This is a genomic window from Symploca atlantica LB2515 (genome assembly GCF_052546295.1).
Map to the genome: position 1 here is coordinate 2,709,936 of NZ_JBQWMT010000001.1, position 14,887 is coordinate 2,724,822.

The window sequence follows — 14,887 nt, forward strand, 5'->3', positions numbered from 1 at the left end:
GTTATTTGCTGCTAGTGAAGTGATTGGGTAACCAGTTTTTTGAGTTGTCTAAACTACCCATCCAGTAAGAAATTGGCACAACAATCGGCCAGAAAATAGTTGCCAACAACAAAACTAGCCAAGAAAAACGGATTTGCTTAACAGATAAGCCAGGTTCATGTTGGAAAGCTGCAAACCAGGTGATGAAAAAGTTAAGAGCAGTCGATAAGTAAAGTGTTAGTAGTACTCTCACGATCAATTAAAAAATAACTGGGAAGCAAGTAATTTTAGGATATCGATCCTAAAATTGCTCTTGATGAATCACTCTCCCGGTTGAATAAATCCCCATCAGGAAATTGCAAAATTATTTATTACGATTAAAGCTAATAAAGCTAAGTTTAACTATAAAGCACGCTTTGTCCTAATCTACTCGTGAGAATTTGCCTTTTCTGTCTTTTGACGGCAGACTTGGGAACTTGCCTGGATAATGGTTAAAATCGACATCTTAGTTCCCGTTAGTTTTGGGTGATCTTTCCAAATCTCTCCCACATGTTTGTAGTTGCTAGCTTCACCGATGGCTAGAGCGGTTTCGTTGAGGGCATAGACACCTGTGCTGGTGCGAAAAATTGCTGCTCCTAGAGAGTCGTAATTGGGAAGAAGAACACAGTCAACTTCTCCTTGATCGACGGTAAAGGGCCACTTTTCACCAAATTCAGCTTTAGTAAACTGTGTTTTTATTGGGGCTGTTGACTTTACCAATGTTTTAGTTGATGTCTCAGAAGCAGTAACTACGGAAGAATTGGAGAAGAGTCGCTCAGTAACCTGAGAAATTTGCGGCTGATTAGATAGTGATACCATCAAAATCATCCCTGAAGCTAAACTGGCTCCTATTTTAGCTTCGCGGCGACTGTAGCTAAACCAAGTTAAAGGAATGGATAGTGGTGGGAACAGCACAAGCAAGTGGGAAAGGTAAGGTTATTGGCTGATACCTTCTTCTTGTTACGGGTTGGGGTATCGCTTGTTGATACTTTATCCAAGCCAAATATAGTAAAGACAGGATAAAAAATTAATCAATAACTGGGTGAAGCCTAGATTAGTTGACTTTTAAAGTAGTCAAGCTGAGTCAAACCACTACCAAGGCTGCACGAACATCCTTGACTTATTCCATTTAGACAGTGCCAACCATCAGAAAATGATTGGAAATAGTGACATCCTCCCACACTGAATCAAAGATTACAGTGTGGGCTTCCAAAGAATCACTTCTTTGATTTCCTGGTTTTCCCCTTGCGGGATTTCGACACTTGCCTAGACTGAGTTACCTCAATCCCCGGTAGAACGTCTGCACAGGCAGTTTCCTTTCCCGTCTGTCCAACGGTACTAATGAGTTTAATTCCTCGGTTCCTAATATTTTGACCTGCGGCTACGTCTCGATCAGTTTTGTATCCACAATGAGGACAATTATGGATTCTCACACTCAGGTATTTTTTGACTTCCCCACCACATTCAGGGCACTGCTGAGAAGTCCCCCTGGCATCAACTTCACCAAAAAACTTTCCTCGTTTCCAGCAAACATATTTGACGATGGTTCTAAACTGTCCGAATGCAGCATCAAGAGTATGTTTCCCAAACATACCTTTAGCCATGATTCGGTAATCCAAATCTTCCATGAAAACCATATCACCCGCGTCACAAAGAGCGTGGGCTTGTTTGTAATGGAAGTCTTTCCTCGTGTTGTCGATTTGGTGGTGAAGTCGAGCAACTTTAATACGTTGTTTCTCGTAGTTTTTAGACCGCTTCTGTTTCCTAGAGAGTCTGCGTTGCAGCAATTTCAGCTCACTTTGCAACTCTTTGAAAAACTTAGGAGGCTTTACAAGAACACCATCACTCGTTGCCAAAAATTTCTCCAGCCCCACGTCCACCCCAATTGGATGCCCATGAGGAGTTGGGTCAGGAACACTGACATCACACTGAAGAGAGATAGATGCATACCATCTGTCAGCTTTCCTCAAGATTCTCACCTGCTTGACCGCAAATCCAGAAGGAATGGGTCGATGCAGGTTTATTGGTATTGCTCCAATCTTGGGCAACTTAATATGCAAGTTCGTTACTGGATTCTCCTTAAATTGAGGAAACAGCAACGACTGGAACTGCCCGTATTTCTTGAAGCGTGGAAAACCAAATCCTCTGTTCTGAAAATACTCCCAACCTTTATGCAACTGCTTAATGGCTTGCTGAAGAACCTGAGAAGGAACTTCACCCAATCTAGGAAATTCTTTCTTAGCTTTTGGCAAGTTATTAAGCTGTTGAATTTCGCCAGGAAACTTCTGATCGGCAGAGAGGATGTATTCCTTTTCCAGGGAACATCTATCAACCAAGCACTTACGGCTGTTGCACCAATCCTTGATCTCTCGCAATGCATAGTTAAATGCATTGCGACAAATTTCCATCCACTCAATGAGTTGTTGCTCCTGAGTGGTATTTGGATAGATTCGGTAGCGGTGAGTAAGTGTCAGCATCCCAGTACTATACTAGATTTACTGGATAATAGTGCTGCACTAAATGTTAAGTTTAAGAACATTGAGTCCCGTAAACTTAACTGGGGGAGTCCATGTTGTTGCTGAGCTTGTCGAAGCATCCCAACGCCGACCTGGGTACAAGTACGGCGTGGGTTCCTTCACTTCGTTCAAGGACATGCTTATAGCTCCCCCAAGCCCCCTCAAAAAGATAAAAATGGAGAGACGCCCTCAAATAGTAATTGTTGGAGCAGGTTTCGGCGGTTTAACGGCGGCTAGGCTACTGAATAGTTCTGAAGCTGATATTCTGCTGATTGACCGTAACAACTACCACACTTTCGTTCCGTTGCTCTATCAGGTAGCAACTGCCGAACTGCAACCAGAGCAAATTGCCTACCCAGTGCGTAGCATTTTGCGACGACTCAAAGGGGTTAGTTTCCTCCAGGCAAACATCAAGCGTGTTGATTTCACCGCTCAGGTGGTAGAAACTGAAGGTCAACTCATCGATTACGATTTCCTGATTCTGGGTACGGGTAGCCAGTCTCGTTATTTGGAAGTGCCGGGAGCCCAGGAATACACTCTGCCGATGAGAACCTTAGAAGACGCGATCGCTTTACGTAACCAGATTCTCCGGTGTTTTGAGCAAGCTGTACAGGAACTAGACCCCGAAAAACGCCAAAAGCTACTTACTTTTGCGATTGTCGGCGGTGGTCCTACAGGTGTAGAGTTAGCTGGTTCCTTAATGGAACTGATTGGTGGGCCACTGCATCAGGATTATCCTAGCCTGCAAGGGGAACAGGTGCGGGTCATCTTACTGCAATCTGGACCCAGACTCCTTGCAGACTTACCCAAGCGCTTAGGTGAGTATACCCAAAACCACTTGCGAAAGATGGGTGTTAAGGTACACTTGCAAACTAAGGTGAGTAGCGTTACTCCAGATACTGTACATATACATGATGACGATAGTATTGCCACTCAAACAATCGTCTGGACGGCAGGTATGGAAGCTAATTTTCCTGTGATCTCCGGAGATTTTTCTACTGCTATTAAGGGCAAAATAGTTGTTGAGCCGACTCTCCAGTTACCAGGACACCCCAAAGTTTATGCGCTGGGGGATGTAGCCTATGTCGAATACAAGGGACAACCGTTAATCGGCGTTGCGCCAGAAGCAATCCAACAGGGGGAAGCAGTAGCCGCCAATATTAAGCTACAGCTACGTGGTAAAGAGCCTCAATCTTTTAAGTATAAGGACAAAGGTAGAGCCGCAATTATTTCGCGTAATGCTGGTGTTGCTCACACACCTCAGCTAACTTTAACTGGCTTTCCTGCTTGGTTATTGTGGTTAGGTATTCATTGGTGTTATCTTCCTGGCTGGCGTAACCGCATTGGTGTAATCTGCAACTGGATTTTTGACTACGTTCGAGGCGATCGCGTTGTTCGGCAAATTTTGCCTTAGTCAAAACTTGCATCAAAACACGCCGTTTTCTCAAAGGATACTGAGTTGTACTATTTATTACCCTTGCAAGTGGATAATTATCAGTCGATTCTGGATTAGAAATCCTGCCCGAAAATTCGACAGCATCAAGTACGTAAGTTATTTGTCCAGCATTTCGTGAATTAGTATTACTCTAGGCAAGCTGACATGAATTATATTCCCCTCTTTGCACGCATTTTTCTAGCAATTGTCTTTCTTAACTCTGGCATAAGCAAACTTTTCGGCTTTGCGGAAACTCAGCAGATGATGACTGAACGGGGACTACCCGTTGCTGGTTTGTTATTAGTTGGCAATATTGTTTTTCAACTGGTTGGCGCTACATCATTAGTAGTAGGTTACAAAGTCCGTTGGGGAGCTATTTTATTGATTTTGTTCTTAATTCCTACCACCTTAGTTTTCCATAATTTTTTAGCTGACCCCGGTGAGACTAATAGTTTTTTGAAAAACTTAGCTCTTATTGGTGCTTTAATGATGGTGTATTACTTTGGCGCAGGGCCAGTTAGTTTCGATGCACGTTCTCAATCGTCTGAAGAAACAACGTACTCTTCTAGCCAACATTGATCATATTGATCATCTAGTTAGACGGTGTTGCTGAATCAGGGTATGAATTGCCATTGTAAACGTAAGTAAATAATCGGGCTAGATGCTACACTTCGCTAACGCTCCATTCACCATGGCAAAAGCAAGATCCTATTCCAAATCAGCAATGCCTATTAGACAATAAAAAAAGGCAAAAGAAGTTATTTCTTTTGCCTTTTCTAACGGGCTAGGAGGGATTCGAACCCCCGACACCGTGGTCCGTAGCCACGTGCTCTAGTCCACTGAGCTACAAGCCCTTGTTCTTATTTGCTCACCGAGTGATCATCATAGCGCATATTAACCAAATGAAGCAAGAAATTTCCCCATCTCAACAGTTAACCCATCTGGATCAGCAAGGACAAGCCCAGATGGTGGATGTTTCTGGTAAACCAGTTACACCGCGTCAAGCAGTTGCTGCTGCTCAAGTGCGGATGAAAGCTGCGACTTTTGAGGCGATTGAAGCCGGAAATGCACCAAAGGGTGATGTCCTAGGTACGGCCAGACTAGCCGGGATTATGGCAGCCAAGCAAACCGCCCAACTAATTCCCTTATGTCATCCCTTATCGCTACACAAAGTGGAAGTACAAATAATTCCCGATCAGGAGTTACCGGGTTATCAGATTCAGGCTACAGTGAGTACCAAAGCTGAAACGGGTGTCGAAATGGAAGCCCTCACAGCAGTTTCCGTCGCCGCACTTACCCTCTACGACATGGCGAAAGCCCTGGAAAAGTCTATGCAAATTGAAGCAATTCGCCTCTTGAGCAAAACCGGAGGAAAGTCAGGTGATTACCAAAGTTGATGGGAAGAAGTCGGTTAGAGACTTAAAATCAAGTTAGTTGTCAGATGCTACTGGTAATTTGGATCACAACAAATGACCTCTAACCACTGACTACTGATCACTGACTAGTAACAATTATCTATGCCTCCTCGTTGGCCTCGCAAACCTGACCGGCGTGATCCGGACTTCCGCCGTCTAGACGATCGCATGAACTTTGCTGTACATGTTTTTCTTTTTGCAGCTTGTAACTCTGGTGTTTGGTTTTTCCGTGAACTACAGTACGCCGAATGGTCTTGGTCTTACTGGTTCACGGGAATTTGGGCCTTAATTTTGGTAGGACACGCCCTCTATATTTTTGCGATCGCAGACTATTCTCCGCTAACTGCTCAAGATACTCAGGGGAAATCCCCTCAAGGGTAGACTCACTGAACCAAAAGCCACGGTTAAGATTAACGGCATAAGCATCAACTCAAGTAGAAACCAGGTGATTTTTATGGCTAACACCACAGAAGCAATCGAAACTCTCGCTGCCGAAATTGGCGAAAACGTTTATATGGATGTTGCGAAGTGGCACCTCTACTTGAGGGATGCCCATTTACATACGACTTTGGCAGAGCAAATCTATCCCATGCTCAAAGAAAATAGCCTAGATCAAGACCGAGTGCGGCAGCTTCTCCAAAGCATCTCCGTGAAACTAGGAGGCGGTAAACGGGAAGTACCTCTGGCAGATTTGCTTCCTACACAGGTTCAGCAAGATCTTATGGAACTGCTTGAGGAATATCAACGCAATATGTGAAGTGAACGTCTGTAATTCCTCAAAATGATAGCAATCTTACTCTCCCGACAGATAGGAATTCTATTTGATTTTCATTCTAAGGGAGACAAAGGTGAGAAGGGGGAGGTGTTCGCTTCTCATTTAGGATTGCTATTCCCGGTTGCATTGTACTAGCATTGTTGGTCAGTTCTGGGAATCTCTAACTGTTAATTTGCCCCAGGCGATCGCAAAAAAACGGACGTAATAGCTCACAAGCGAGACTTGCTTTTGTGCTGTGTAGATGCACCAACCCCATCTTGTGCAACCGGGAGGCTTGCACAGCCTCACAATCTACAGGAATTGATTGCCTGACGATTTCTTTAAAAGATGACAATAAATTGGGATAGCGTTGCAGGTTCCACCATTGTTGTTCTAGGTGTTCTGCATAGATGGCGGCGGTGTTCGCAGAATTTTCTAACAGTTCTTCTAGGGTTATTCTCTGCTGCTTTAGGGAAAAAAAAGCTAACTGCAACCGATAGGGATGTCCTCCCAACAGAGTGATTAGGTGCTGGATTTGTGGCACGGTTATTTCCTGTTTCCACCGCTCTGCTAGCTCCTGTACTTGAGCTGGGGTAAACTCAGGTAACTCAATAACCAGACCAGTATTTAACAGGGAAGGATTGATTGAGGGAGGCATCAGGATTTCAGTAGAATGAACCGTCACCAGTCGTAATTTGTGCCAAGGATTAATGTCTGCATCGTCTTCTTTTGCTTGCTCCGACCAAGTTCGCAACAGTAGGAAAAATTCACGAGCAATGTTGGGGTAGGCAAAAAGCTGGTTGAGTTCATCGATGGCAATGACTAGGGGGTGATTCTCCCTTCGAGACGCTTCGCGATTGTGCGCAGCCCGTGCTCCACGAACAAGGTTAATTAAGATAACATCCTGGAAGTAATCAGTGGCATTTGATTTACTGCCCAAGGAATTATCCCAAAAATTGGCGATTGTATTTGGCAAGTCTAACTGCTTACTGACTCTGGCACAGAACCATTGTAAGAAGCTCTCTAGGTTCTGTAAAATCTCGTTGTTGGCAAGTTGCAAGCTCACGGAAACAGTGCGATAGCCAATAGTTTCAGCATAAGCCAGGATGCGTGCCATTAAGGACGTTTTGCCCATTTGCTTGGGGGCGCGGATGTTGATCGACGCACCGGGTTGTTCGATGGCTTCGTAACAGAGAGATTTGAGGATGGGACGGTCAATATAAAAGACTGAATCCAGGGGCATTTGCCCTCCTGGTGTGGTTGGGGGACGAGATTGCCGATTGTCTTGTGGTTGATCCATGTTGTGGGTTTGCCCTGTATTGCTGCAAGATTCGATAGAACAGCCGGTTTGGGCAGGAGACATTAAGTCAATCTCGGTAAGATTGTCTTGGTGAGGTTCTAGGTAGAAATAATCTTCCTTTAACAAGGTCAGATTAAAAGTATTGAAGCAGCACTCCAAGGTTCGCTTATCGACTCCTACTGAGCCAGAAAAGACTTTGCTGAGGGTATTGGGGGTTAAACCTGTTTGCTCACTGAAGTCTTTGAGAGTGTATCGCTTAAAGTTTTGCTCAATTTCTACCTCAGCTTTTGCCTGAGTAAGTTTTCTTATACCTTGAGCCGTCAAAGTCACACCCCGCCGCCGGAGATGATTTTTCGATTGTAATTGCATTTTTTACTCTAAACAAAGTATAAAAATATGCTGAGTAATCTGCTTCTTAATCATAGATAACTTATGCAATGGGCAATTTTACGTATTACAGTTACAAATCTTAAAAATGCAACTCAAGAAGTTTATTTTTAACGCGTTTCGGAGTTGGGGTTTGTTCTGGAAAAGGTAAACGTAAGCATAGTTCTTAACTTAGAGTTTTTTCCAAAGTTAAGAACGGCGTTAATTAATGGTTGCGAGTTTCTTAACTTTTTAGTAGCTGAAACCAATGTGGGGAATGGTTTTGGTAAAATGCTGGTGCTAAATCACTAACTTTTTTCTTAAAGTTGCAAATTTTGATGGTGTTGGAGGCAGAAAATCCGCATTATTAAGTCATAAGCGATGCAGAAGTTGCTGACAAAAAGCTAGCGACTGGATACATATAGATCTCAAATGGAGGGAACAAACAATGTCAGAGCTTAATTTAAGTAATTACGTAACACTTAAATCTAATGGTTACGTTGGTATCGGAGCAACAGAACCAACAGGAAATCTACAAATTGATGGCACTCTTGCCGATGCCAAAATAAAGTTTGGTGGTAATGGTGGAGATGTACATCATATTTCGTCAGCAAGAGATATTGTTTTTAACGCTACAAAAAACGCTGCTAGTAATTCAATTCCTTCATTCTTTTTCAGGATGGTAAGTGACTTTAACAATTTATCCTCATATACAGACGTCGCATCCATAAACTCTAAGGGAGATCTTTCTATCAAGGGTAAATTAATTGAGGCGTCATCACGAGAGCTAAAGGATAGTATTGTCGAGCTTCCTGAGCAAGAAGCGATGGCGGCATTGGAAAAACTCAATCCTGTTAAGTTCTTTTACAAAGCCGATAGAGAAAGAAATTTGCATGTGGGATTTATCGCCGAAGATGTCCCAGATTTATTGGCAACATCTGATAGGAAAGGAGTGAGTTCTATGGATATCGTAGCCGTATTAACTCAAGTTGTGAAAGAGCAACAGAAAACTATGACGGCATTGGTAGAGAAAGTCAAAATTTTGGAAACCCAGGTTACAGCTGATATGGGTTGATGGTGGTTACGCAGGCAAGACTTTTGTTTAGCGGAGCTGCACTAGTGCGATGCCTGCGGCGGGCGTAGCCATCGCAGATCTTGTAGGGTGCATTAACGAAGTGAGTGTAATGCACTAAATAAAATATCTCGCGATCGCTAATATAGTTACAGATTGAAAAAGATGGGTTACGACAGATTAATAATTTCTAGTTTAGTTTGAATGCTTATTACCGTCTAACCCATTAGACGTTAGTTTAATAATATTTTTTTATGACTTCGCGTCCTGTTAAACTTGGCAGTTGGCTCATACTTCAACCGCAACTCGTTGGACGCCCACAAAATCCAATAAATCCTGTTCTTCCTCAAATTCCAAACAGAGTTTGATCGCTTCTCGGATACGTTCCATCAACTCATCTAAAGATTTGGCTTGTGTATGACATCCAGCTAGATTGGGTACGGAAGCGACAAAGTAGCCATCTGCATCTCGCTCGATAACCACATTAAATTCTCGCTTCATGATTAGTTGCTTTTGATTTTTATTCCATTCTCTCACGATTACAAGAGTGCGCTCGCTTCACGTCTGTTCTCAGGAGTGCGATCGCTTTTTAAGCTTTCATTTTGCAGATGAGAAGTCCGTTATGGATTTAAGGATGACTCTACAGGCGATCACCCATGTATGAAGTCGATGAGCATGCGATGTCTGTTCTCAAGAGTGCTATAGCGTCAGCACTACTGCAAGCAGATCGCCAATTTTGTAGAGGTAGTCTTAAAAGGAATGCGATCGCTTCATATCATAACAGGGACTTAAACTCTTCACGGGTTATCTGGCAATCACGCAGTATTTGTGCTAGCAAACCCCGACCAATTGTTTCACCAGAATGTATTGGAACCACTGTTCGACGCCCGTCATCATGTATCAAAATATGATGACTTCCGCGCACCCTCGCAACTTCAAAACCTATTTTACCAAGTGCTGCTATGACCTCGCGTCCTGTTAAACTTGGCAGTTGGCTCATACTTCAACCGCAACTCGTTGGACGCCCACAAAATCCAATAAATCCTGTTCTTCCTCAAATTCCAAACAGAGTTTGATCGCTTCTCGGATACGTTCCATCAACTCATCTAAAGATTTGGCTTGTGTATGACATCCAGCTAGATTGGGTACGGAAGCGACAAAGTAGCCATCTGCATCTCGCTCGATAATCACATTAAATTCTCGCTTCATGATTAGTTGCTTTTGCTTTTTATTCTATTCTCTCACGATTACAAGAGTGCGATAGCCTCAGCGCTGACGCTCCTGATTTTGGGAAGAAGTAAGGAAGAGAAAGTGAGATAACATTAATTTAGTCAGTCGTTGGGTCAGGAGCGATTGTGGCTATACCACTCAACATAAACGAAGCCTTGCTGCAAGAAGCACTCGCACTTGATGACCAGATAACCATTGATGCTCTGGTTGAAACAGCGCTTCGTGAATATATTCAACGTCGCAAGCGGCTCAAAGTATTAGACCTCTTTGGCACCATTGATTATCATGAAGACTACGACTACAAGCAGCAACGTCAGCAGACATGAGCGTCATTGTTGATACCTCTGTTTGGTCACTGGCTCTGCGTCGGAGAACGCCACCCGATTCTCCCCCTGTCGTTACACTGTTGCGGGATTTAATCACTGATGACCAAGTTGCAATGCTAGGCGCAATTCGCCAAGAAATGCTGTCTGGAATTCGCAGTTCGGAACAGTTTACCCGTCTGCGGGATTACCTTCGAGCCTTTACAGACTTAGAACTCGTCCCTGAAGACTACGAACTCGCCGCAGAGTTTTTCAACACCTGTCGCAGCAATGGCATCCAAGGCTCAAATACTGTTTTCTGATTTGTGCGGTTGCCCATCGTCGAAGCTACAGCATCCTCACCACTGACAAAGACTTTCAGAGTTTTCAAGCACACATTCCTGTTTTTCTATTGATCGTTGAAAGTTAGTGCGATCGCTTTTAAAAGCACGAAGAGATTTTGGTGTCCAACCAATTTTCATGGTTGATCTAATTCTGCTAAGAATTGATCTACTGAACCAAATTTTACGTTTCCTTCAGCAAATTCTTGTTTAATTTCGCTAACCTCTAGGTATAAGTTAGTTCTTCGCCGTTCTCGTAATCGTTTTTGCAGGATATCGAGCAAAATTTCTTGATCTTCTAAGGGTAAACTTTCTACTGATTCAATGGCTTGCTGAAATGCTGATGTTTTCATCGCGCTCAAGGTGATTTGAGTTTGTTTCCTATTTTATCTTTAAGTTGATACCTCCTCATCACTGACAACGACATGTCGCTCAGTAGTTTCCTCTAAGCAAATACCGAAATGTCATTGCTGTTAAGATTAAGACCGGTTGCTAAACTGGCAAATTTCACTTCCCCTAAAGCACCAGTACCATCTGCATCAAAGAAAAGCTCGCCACTTGAGGGATTATAGATAAAGCGATCGCTGGCGTCAGTAGCAGCAGCACCCATGGTAAATTGACTGGCCCCTAGCGTACCTATTGGCAATCCAGCGCCGAAACCACTGGCCCAAACCAGGATTTGATCGCCCTCGTATGTCTGGAAATCTGCGATTGTGTCAGTTCCTTCAGCTGGGGAATTGAAGACAAACGAGTCTGCACCACCGCCACCAATTAGTATGTCGCTATCAAAGCCTCCCACCAGGATGTCATTGCCAGCACCACCCTGGAGAGTGTTGGCAACATTATTACCAGTAAGTGTGTCGTTTCCAGAGCCACCAATCGCATTTTCAATCGTTACGTTATAAGCGATCGCTAACGTTTGGTTTTCCCATTTTACTCCGTTCCAATATGCCGGCCCTAGTTCACTCCATTGACCAGTGCCCAGATTAATTTTGGCAGCTGAGGATTGATTTGCCCAGCTAATTGTATCTACTCCACCCCCATCCCAAATTGTCTCTAGTAGCTGTTGTCCTGGTTCCCAGGAATAAATTGTATTGCCGCTGCGAGTGTTTAGATTAGCACCATAAAGATACTGGATAGCGGCGATGTCGTGCAACATTGGTGTGCTGGAGTAAAATGCCTGACTTAGATGGTTGAGTTGTGAACCAACGTAAGATTTGTAGCTCATTACTGAATAAGCAGTAGTGTCTATGTTGATGTCAGCAACACCACCAAAGTTAGGATCATGAGGCTCCTTTAGTCCCAAAGCGTGTCCAATTTCGTGCAGAAATACAGAATAACCATAGCTTCCTTTTATGTCTGTGTTGTAAATATCGCGGTGGCTGAACCAGACATCTCCACCTTCAGGCGAACCTGAGGGATTATAAGCCCAACCTGTAGAAGGTTTATTAGATTTGGCAAAGCGAATGTCACCGACTAGGGAAGGAGAATCAATGACTTCCGTAAACTGAATATTAGCAACTTCGCCCCATGCTGCGAGAGCTTTTCTGGCAGCATTTTCTTGGATAGTTGTGAAGGGAGCAAAGTTAGACAAAGGTTCGCCACTGTAATAGTTGTTTTTATAATTTGAGTTAGCGCTACCAAAGCTATAGGTCAAATTAGCAGGAATTCCCGTAATACTTCCCCATTTAGTTCCTGCAAGTAGGCTATCAATATAGTTGCTACCAAATAAAGAGACATGCGAAAAAGCCCCCGCCGCAGTAGGAGTAACCATAGTTATATTGAGCCGATTTGAAATTTAATCTGCTCAGCCTAACTTTCCCTTAGCTTTGGCGTAATCAGAGCTTCTACGGAAAAGAATTATCCGAGAAATTACGGTTATGGGGAAAGTATTTAATGTTGATCTAAAAAACTAAATCTAAATTCCGAGTCTTAGATTACATTATTATTAGTAAATAATTTTAATAACTATATATAGAGCTTTATAAGGTATTTTTTAAGATAGCAAGCATTTACAAAATCTATCTGTGTTTAGTTTCTATTAAAAATTATTGAAGAAAATTATATTTCCTTGCCAATTTACCGCACCAATCTAGTCAAATACATATAATTGAGTAGCAAACTTTCATTGAAAAAAGCCATCCAATGAATAATGTATTAAAAGAGGGTTCCCAAGGTGAAGAAGTGAAAAAACTACAGGGATTCCTGACCACAACAGGATATAACCCTGGAGCAATCGACGGCATATTTGGTTCCAAAACCAAAGCTGCTGTGATTCGTTTTCAAAAGGACTATGGCATTACGGAAGACGGAATTGTTGGTCCGGTAACTAGGGCGAAAATGGCTGAACGCGCTTCAGAAGGGATTTAGGCTGATAGGTGAAAAACTTAGATGACAACTCTAGATGATTAATTAGCAAAAACTGGGGGAAGTTTTTCCCCTACTTATCTTCTTTGTCCATCAGTTAGATCAAAAAGTGCGTCTACCTACCAAACTTCTGACGGAGACGGGCAACAAAAATATCCACCTCTGGCAAATTCAGGCGTGTTGCTAACAAGGCAAAAATTCCCAAACCAACTATCCCTGCTAAGCTCAATTGCAACAGCCCGAATAGAAGATTATTAGTATTGAGAATTTGCTCACAGCCCCAACTAACTCCCCAACTGGCGCAACCAGCTACAATACTGCTACCAGTTAAACCAAAAAACGGCACAATCCACTCCCGCCAAGGCAAACCATTGAGCCGACGGTTCAAGATCCACAACAGCGCTATAGTTGAAGTGATATTGACACCAACCGTTGCTAATACCAAACCCGGTGTAGCAAAGGCTCGAACTAAGAAATAATCGAGTACAGCATTAAGGAAGATATTAAGTACACTGAGGCGAAACGGTGTTTGTCCATCTCCTAGGGCGTAAAATACTCGCACCAACACGTCCCGCCCTAAGTAGACAAACATACCAATACTGTAAGCCATCAGTACGGGGGCAACCTGTCCGGAGGCTTCCGCATCAAAGGCTTGGCGCTGATAAACCACCCGTACAATAGGCATTGCCAACGTCATCATCAAAGCACTCAAAGGCAACATTGTTAGGGCGGTAAGCATCATTCCCTGACGAATTCTTTGCTTAAGTTCTGGCCAATTTTCCGGGGCTGCTAAGCGTGAAAATACTGGCAATAATGGCACCAAAATCATATTGGAAATAATTCCCAGTGGCGTATTAACCAGAAGATTAGCGAAGTTTAAACTAGCACCAGCACCGGGAATATAAGAAGCAAAAAATAAGTCGGTATAGACGTTAATATGCAGCATCCCCGAAGAGAGGGTTGCTGGTGCCATGACTTGCATCACCTCTTTTACTCCTGGTATCCGCCAGTCAAATCTGAGGCGTAACTTGCCCATACCAATGCGCCATTGTACTCCCAACTGCACTACCCACTGAAGAATTGCCCCTGCCGTGGTGCCAATTGCTAAGACTAATCCACCCAAAAGGGCATATCGGGGAGCGCTAATTTGATTACCTAGGTGCAGTGCCAAAACTGCCAAGCCGCCGATGACTGTGATGTTAGAAAATAAAGGACTAAGGGCAGGTATTGAGTAGCGATCAGCAGCGTTAAGGGTGCCAAAACCAATACCAATTAACCCCCCCAGTACTGCCATTGGGGCCATAATTTGCAACTGTCTAATGGCGATGAGACGGGTTTGTAAACCTTCTGGTGTATCCTGAAAACCTGGTGCCACGATGTCGATAAAGACTCCGGCAAACAGTATCAGGACGATTGCCACCACCAACAAAATACCACCAACTAAAGTAGTTACCGTTTCTACTAACCGTGGGGCTTCTGATTTGTCGCGCTTGGCGAGGACACTAACTAAGGCACTGTGAAAGGGCCCATTAATACCTCCTAGCAGCACAAACAAAAAACCAGGAATAATGTAAGCGTAGAAGTAGGCATTGGCAACGGGTCCAACACCAAAGGCAGCAGCGATCGCCTGCTGACGCACTAAGCCAAACAGTTTACTAATTAAGGTAGCAACTGCCACAATCCCAGCAATTTTAACTAGGGAGCGAGAAGGTTTCTGGTTTTCAGACACAAGTCGTTAATATTTACTCTAGTAAGTCATAACATTTAATCC

At 43.4% G+C, this 14,887-nt stretch carries 19 protein-coding genes, 1 tRNA gene and 1 pseudogene; 9 read left to right on the forward strand and 12 right to left on the reverse strand.

All coding sequences use genetic code 11. The features are described 5' to 3' along the window. Window position 1 precedes the first annotated feature (1 nt). The 4 genes from ACT7WV_RS11280 to ACT7WV_RS11295 form a co-directional block, all read right to left on the reverse strand. A complete protein-coding gene (locus ACT7WV_RS11280; RefSeq protein WP_445102988.1) occupies window positions 2–232 on the reverse strand; it encodes a hypothetical protein in 231 nt (76 codons plus the stop codon). 173 nt (window positions 233–405) lie between these two features. Then, window positions 406–837 (reverse strand): DUF2511 domain-containing protein, encoded by a 432-nt coding sequence (locus ACT7WV_RS11285; protein ID WP_445102989.1) that lies wholly within the window; start codon window positions 835–837, stop codon window positions 406–408. A 398-nt stretch (window positions 838–1,235) separates the two neighbouring features. Beyond that, complete coding sequence (locus ACT7WV_RS11290) at window positions 1,236–2,495, reverse strand: RNA-guided endonuclease InsQ/TnpB family protein (protein WP_445102990.1); 1,260 nt, start codon at window positions 2,493–2,495, stop codon at window positions 1,236–1,238. A 39-nt stretch (window positions 2,496–2,534) separates the two neighbouring features. Continuing rightward, window positions 2,535–2,672 (reverse strand): hypothetical protein, encoded by a 138-nt coding sequence (locus ACT7WV_RS11295; protein ID WP_445102991.1) that lies wholly within the window; start codon window positions 2,670–2,672, stop codon window positions 2,535–2,537. A gap of 37 nt (window positions 2,673–2,709) precedes the next feature. On the opposite strand from ACT7WV_RS11295, the gene ACT7WV_RS11300 reads away from it, so the two are divergent. Further along, window positions 2,710–3,948, forward strand: a complete 1,239-nt coding sequence (locus tag ACT7WV_RS11300) for an NAD(P)/FAD-dependent oxidoreductase (RefSeq protein WP_445102992.1) — start codon at window positions 2,710–2,712, stop codon at window positions 3,946–3,948. A gap of 186 nt (window positions 3,949–4,134) precedes the next feature. Continuing rightward, window positions 4,135–4,548, forward strand: coding sequence for a DoxX family protein (locus tag ACT7WV_RS11305; protein WP_445102993.1), 414 nt, complete (start codon window positions 4,135–4,137; stop codon window positions 4,546–4,548). A gap of 201 nt (window positions 4,549–4,749) precedes the next feature. Here ACT7WV_RS11305 and ACT7WV_RS11310 read toward each other — a convergent pair. After that, a tRNA-Arg gene (locus ACT7WV_RS11310) sits at window positions 4,750–4,823 on the reverse strand. Between the two features lie 48 nt (window positions 4,824–4,871). Here ACT7WV_RS11310 and moaC point away from each other — a divergent pair. The 3 genes from moaC to ACT7WV_RS11325 all read left to right on the forward strand — a co-directional run bounded on the left by moaC (window position 4,872) and on the right by ACT7WV_RS11325 (window position 6,141). Beyond that, entirely contained in the window at window positions 4,872–5,366 is a 495-nt protein-coding gene (gene moaC / locus ACT7WV_RS11315; RefSeq protein ID WP_445102994.1) for a cyclic pyranopterin monophosphate synthase MoaC, read from the forward strand. 120 nt (window positions 5,367–5,486) lie between these two features. Beyond that, window positions 5,487–5,765: a 2TM domain-containing protein gene (locus ACT7WV_RS11320; RefSeq protein ID WP_445102995.1), complete on the forward strand. Its 279-nt coding sequence runs from the start codon at window positions 5,487–5,489 to the stop codon at window positions 5,763–5,765. Window positions 5,766–5,838: 73 nt separating this feature from the next. Beyond that, a complete protein-coding gene (locus ACT7WV_RS11325; RefSeq protein WP_445102996.1) occupies window positions 5,839–6,141 on the forward strand; it encodes a DUF3181 family protein in 303 nt (100 codons plus the stop codon). Between the two features lie 178 nt (window positions 6,142–6,319). Here ACT7WV_RS11325 and ACT7WV_RS11330 read toward each other — a convergent pair whose 3' ends face one another. Beyond that, window positions 6,320–7,807, reverse strand: a complete 1,488-nt coding sequence (locus ACT7WV_RS11330) for an AAA-like domain-containing protein (RefSeq protein ID WP_445102997.1) — start codon at window positions 7,805–7,807, stop codon at window positions 6,320–6,322. Window positions 7,808–8,252: 445 nt separating this feature from the next. On the opposite strand from ACT7WV_RS11330, the gene ACT7WV_RS11335 reads away from it, so the two are divergent. After that, on the forward strand, window positions 8,253–8,879 hold the full coding sequence (locus ACT7WV_RS11335; protein ID WP_445102998.1) for a tail fiber domain-containing protein: 627 nt from the start codon (window positions 8,253–8,255) through the stop codon (window positions 8,877–8,879). 285 nt (window positions 8,880–9,164) lie between these two features. On the opposite strand, the gene ACT7WV_RS11340 is transcribed toward ACT7WV_RS11335, so the two are convergent. From ACT7WV_RS11340 to ACT7WV_RS11350, 3 genes are all read right to left on the reverse strand, one after another. Further along, window positions 9,165–9,377, reverse strand: coding sequence for a type II toxin-antitoxin system HicB family antitoxin (locus ACT7WV_RS11340; RefSeq protein ID WP_445102999.1), 213 nt, complete (start codon window positions 9,375–9,377; stop codon window positions 9,165–9,167). A 274-nt stretch (window positions 9,378–9,651) separates the two neighbouring features. Beyond that, on the reverse strand, window positions 9,652–9,876 hold the full coding sequence (locus ACT7WV_RS11345; protein ID WP_445103000.1) for a type II toxin-antitoxin system HicA family toxin: 225 nt from the start codon (window positions 9,874–9,876) through the stop codon (window positions 9,652–9,654). Then, window positions 9,873–10,085 (reverse strand): type II toxin-antitoxin system HicB family antitoxin, encoded by a 213-nt coding sequence (locus ACT7WV_RS11350; protein ID WP_445103001.1) that lies wholly within the window; start codon window positions 10,083–10,085, stop codon window positions 9,873–9,875. The genes ACT7WV_RS11345 and ACT7WV_RS11350 overlap by 4 nt, the downstream gene beginning before the upstream one ends. Window positions 10,086–10,231: 146 nt before the next feature. Between ACT7WV_RS11350 and ACT7WV_RS11355 the strand changes: the two genes are divergently transcribed. Together ACT7WV_RS11355 and vapC are read left to right on the forward strand one after the other, a co-directional pair. Beyond that, complete coding sequence (locus ACT7WV_RS11355; RefSeq protein WP_445103002.1) at window positions 10,232–10,432, forward strand: type II toxin-antitoxin system VapB family antitoxin; 201 nt, start codon at window positions 10,232–10,234, stop codon at window positions 10,430–10,432. Next, window positions 10,429–10,838 (forward strand): annotated as a pseudogene (gene vapC, locus ACT7WV_RS11360) (type II toxin-antitoxin system VapC family toxin). The gene ACT7WV_RS11355 and the pseudogene vapC overlap by 4 nt, the downstream one beginning before the upstream one ends. A 48-nt stretch (window positions 10,839–10,886) precedes the next feature. Here vapC and ACT7WV_RS11365 read toward each other — a convergent pair. Beyond that, on the reverse strand, window positions 10,887–11,102 hold the full coding sequence (locus tag ACT7WV_RS11365; RefSeq protein WP_445103004.1) for a hypothetical protein: 216 nt from the start codon (window positions 11,100–11,102) through the stop codon (window positions 10,887–10,889). A gap of 92 nt (window positions 11,103–11,194) precedes the next feature. After that, complete coding sequence (locus ACT7WV_RS11370; protein WP_445103005.1) at window positions 11,195–12,523, reverse strand: M10 family metallopeptidase; 1,329 nt, start codon at window positions 12,521–12,523, stop codon at window positions 11,195–11,197. 371 nt (window positions 12,524–12,894) lie between these two features. On the opposite strand from ACT7WV_RS11370, the gene ACT7WV_RS11375 reads away from it, so the two are divergent. Continuing rightward, window positions 12,895–13,119 (forward strand): peptidoglycan-binding domain-containing protein, encoded by a 225-nt coding sequence (locus tag ACT7WV_RS11375; RefSeq protein WP_445103006.1) that lies wholly within the window; start codon window positions 12,895–12,897, stop codon window positions 13,117–13,119. 112 nt (window positions 13,120–13,231) lie between these two features. Here the strand turns inward: ACT7WV_RS11375 and murJ are convergent, their stop codons facing one another. Further along, window positions 13,232–14,845 (reverse strand): murein biosynthesis integral membrane protein MurJ, encoded by a 1,614-nt coding sequence (gene murJ / locus ACT7WV_RS11380; protein WP_445103007.1) that lies wholly within the window; start codon window positions 14,843–14,845, stop codon window positions 13,232–13,234. Between the last annotated feature and the right edge of the window lie 42 nt (window positions 14,846–14,887).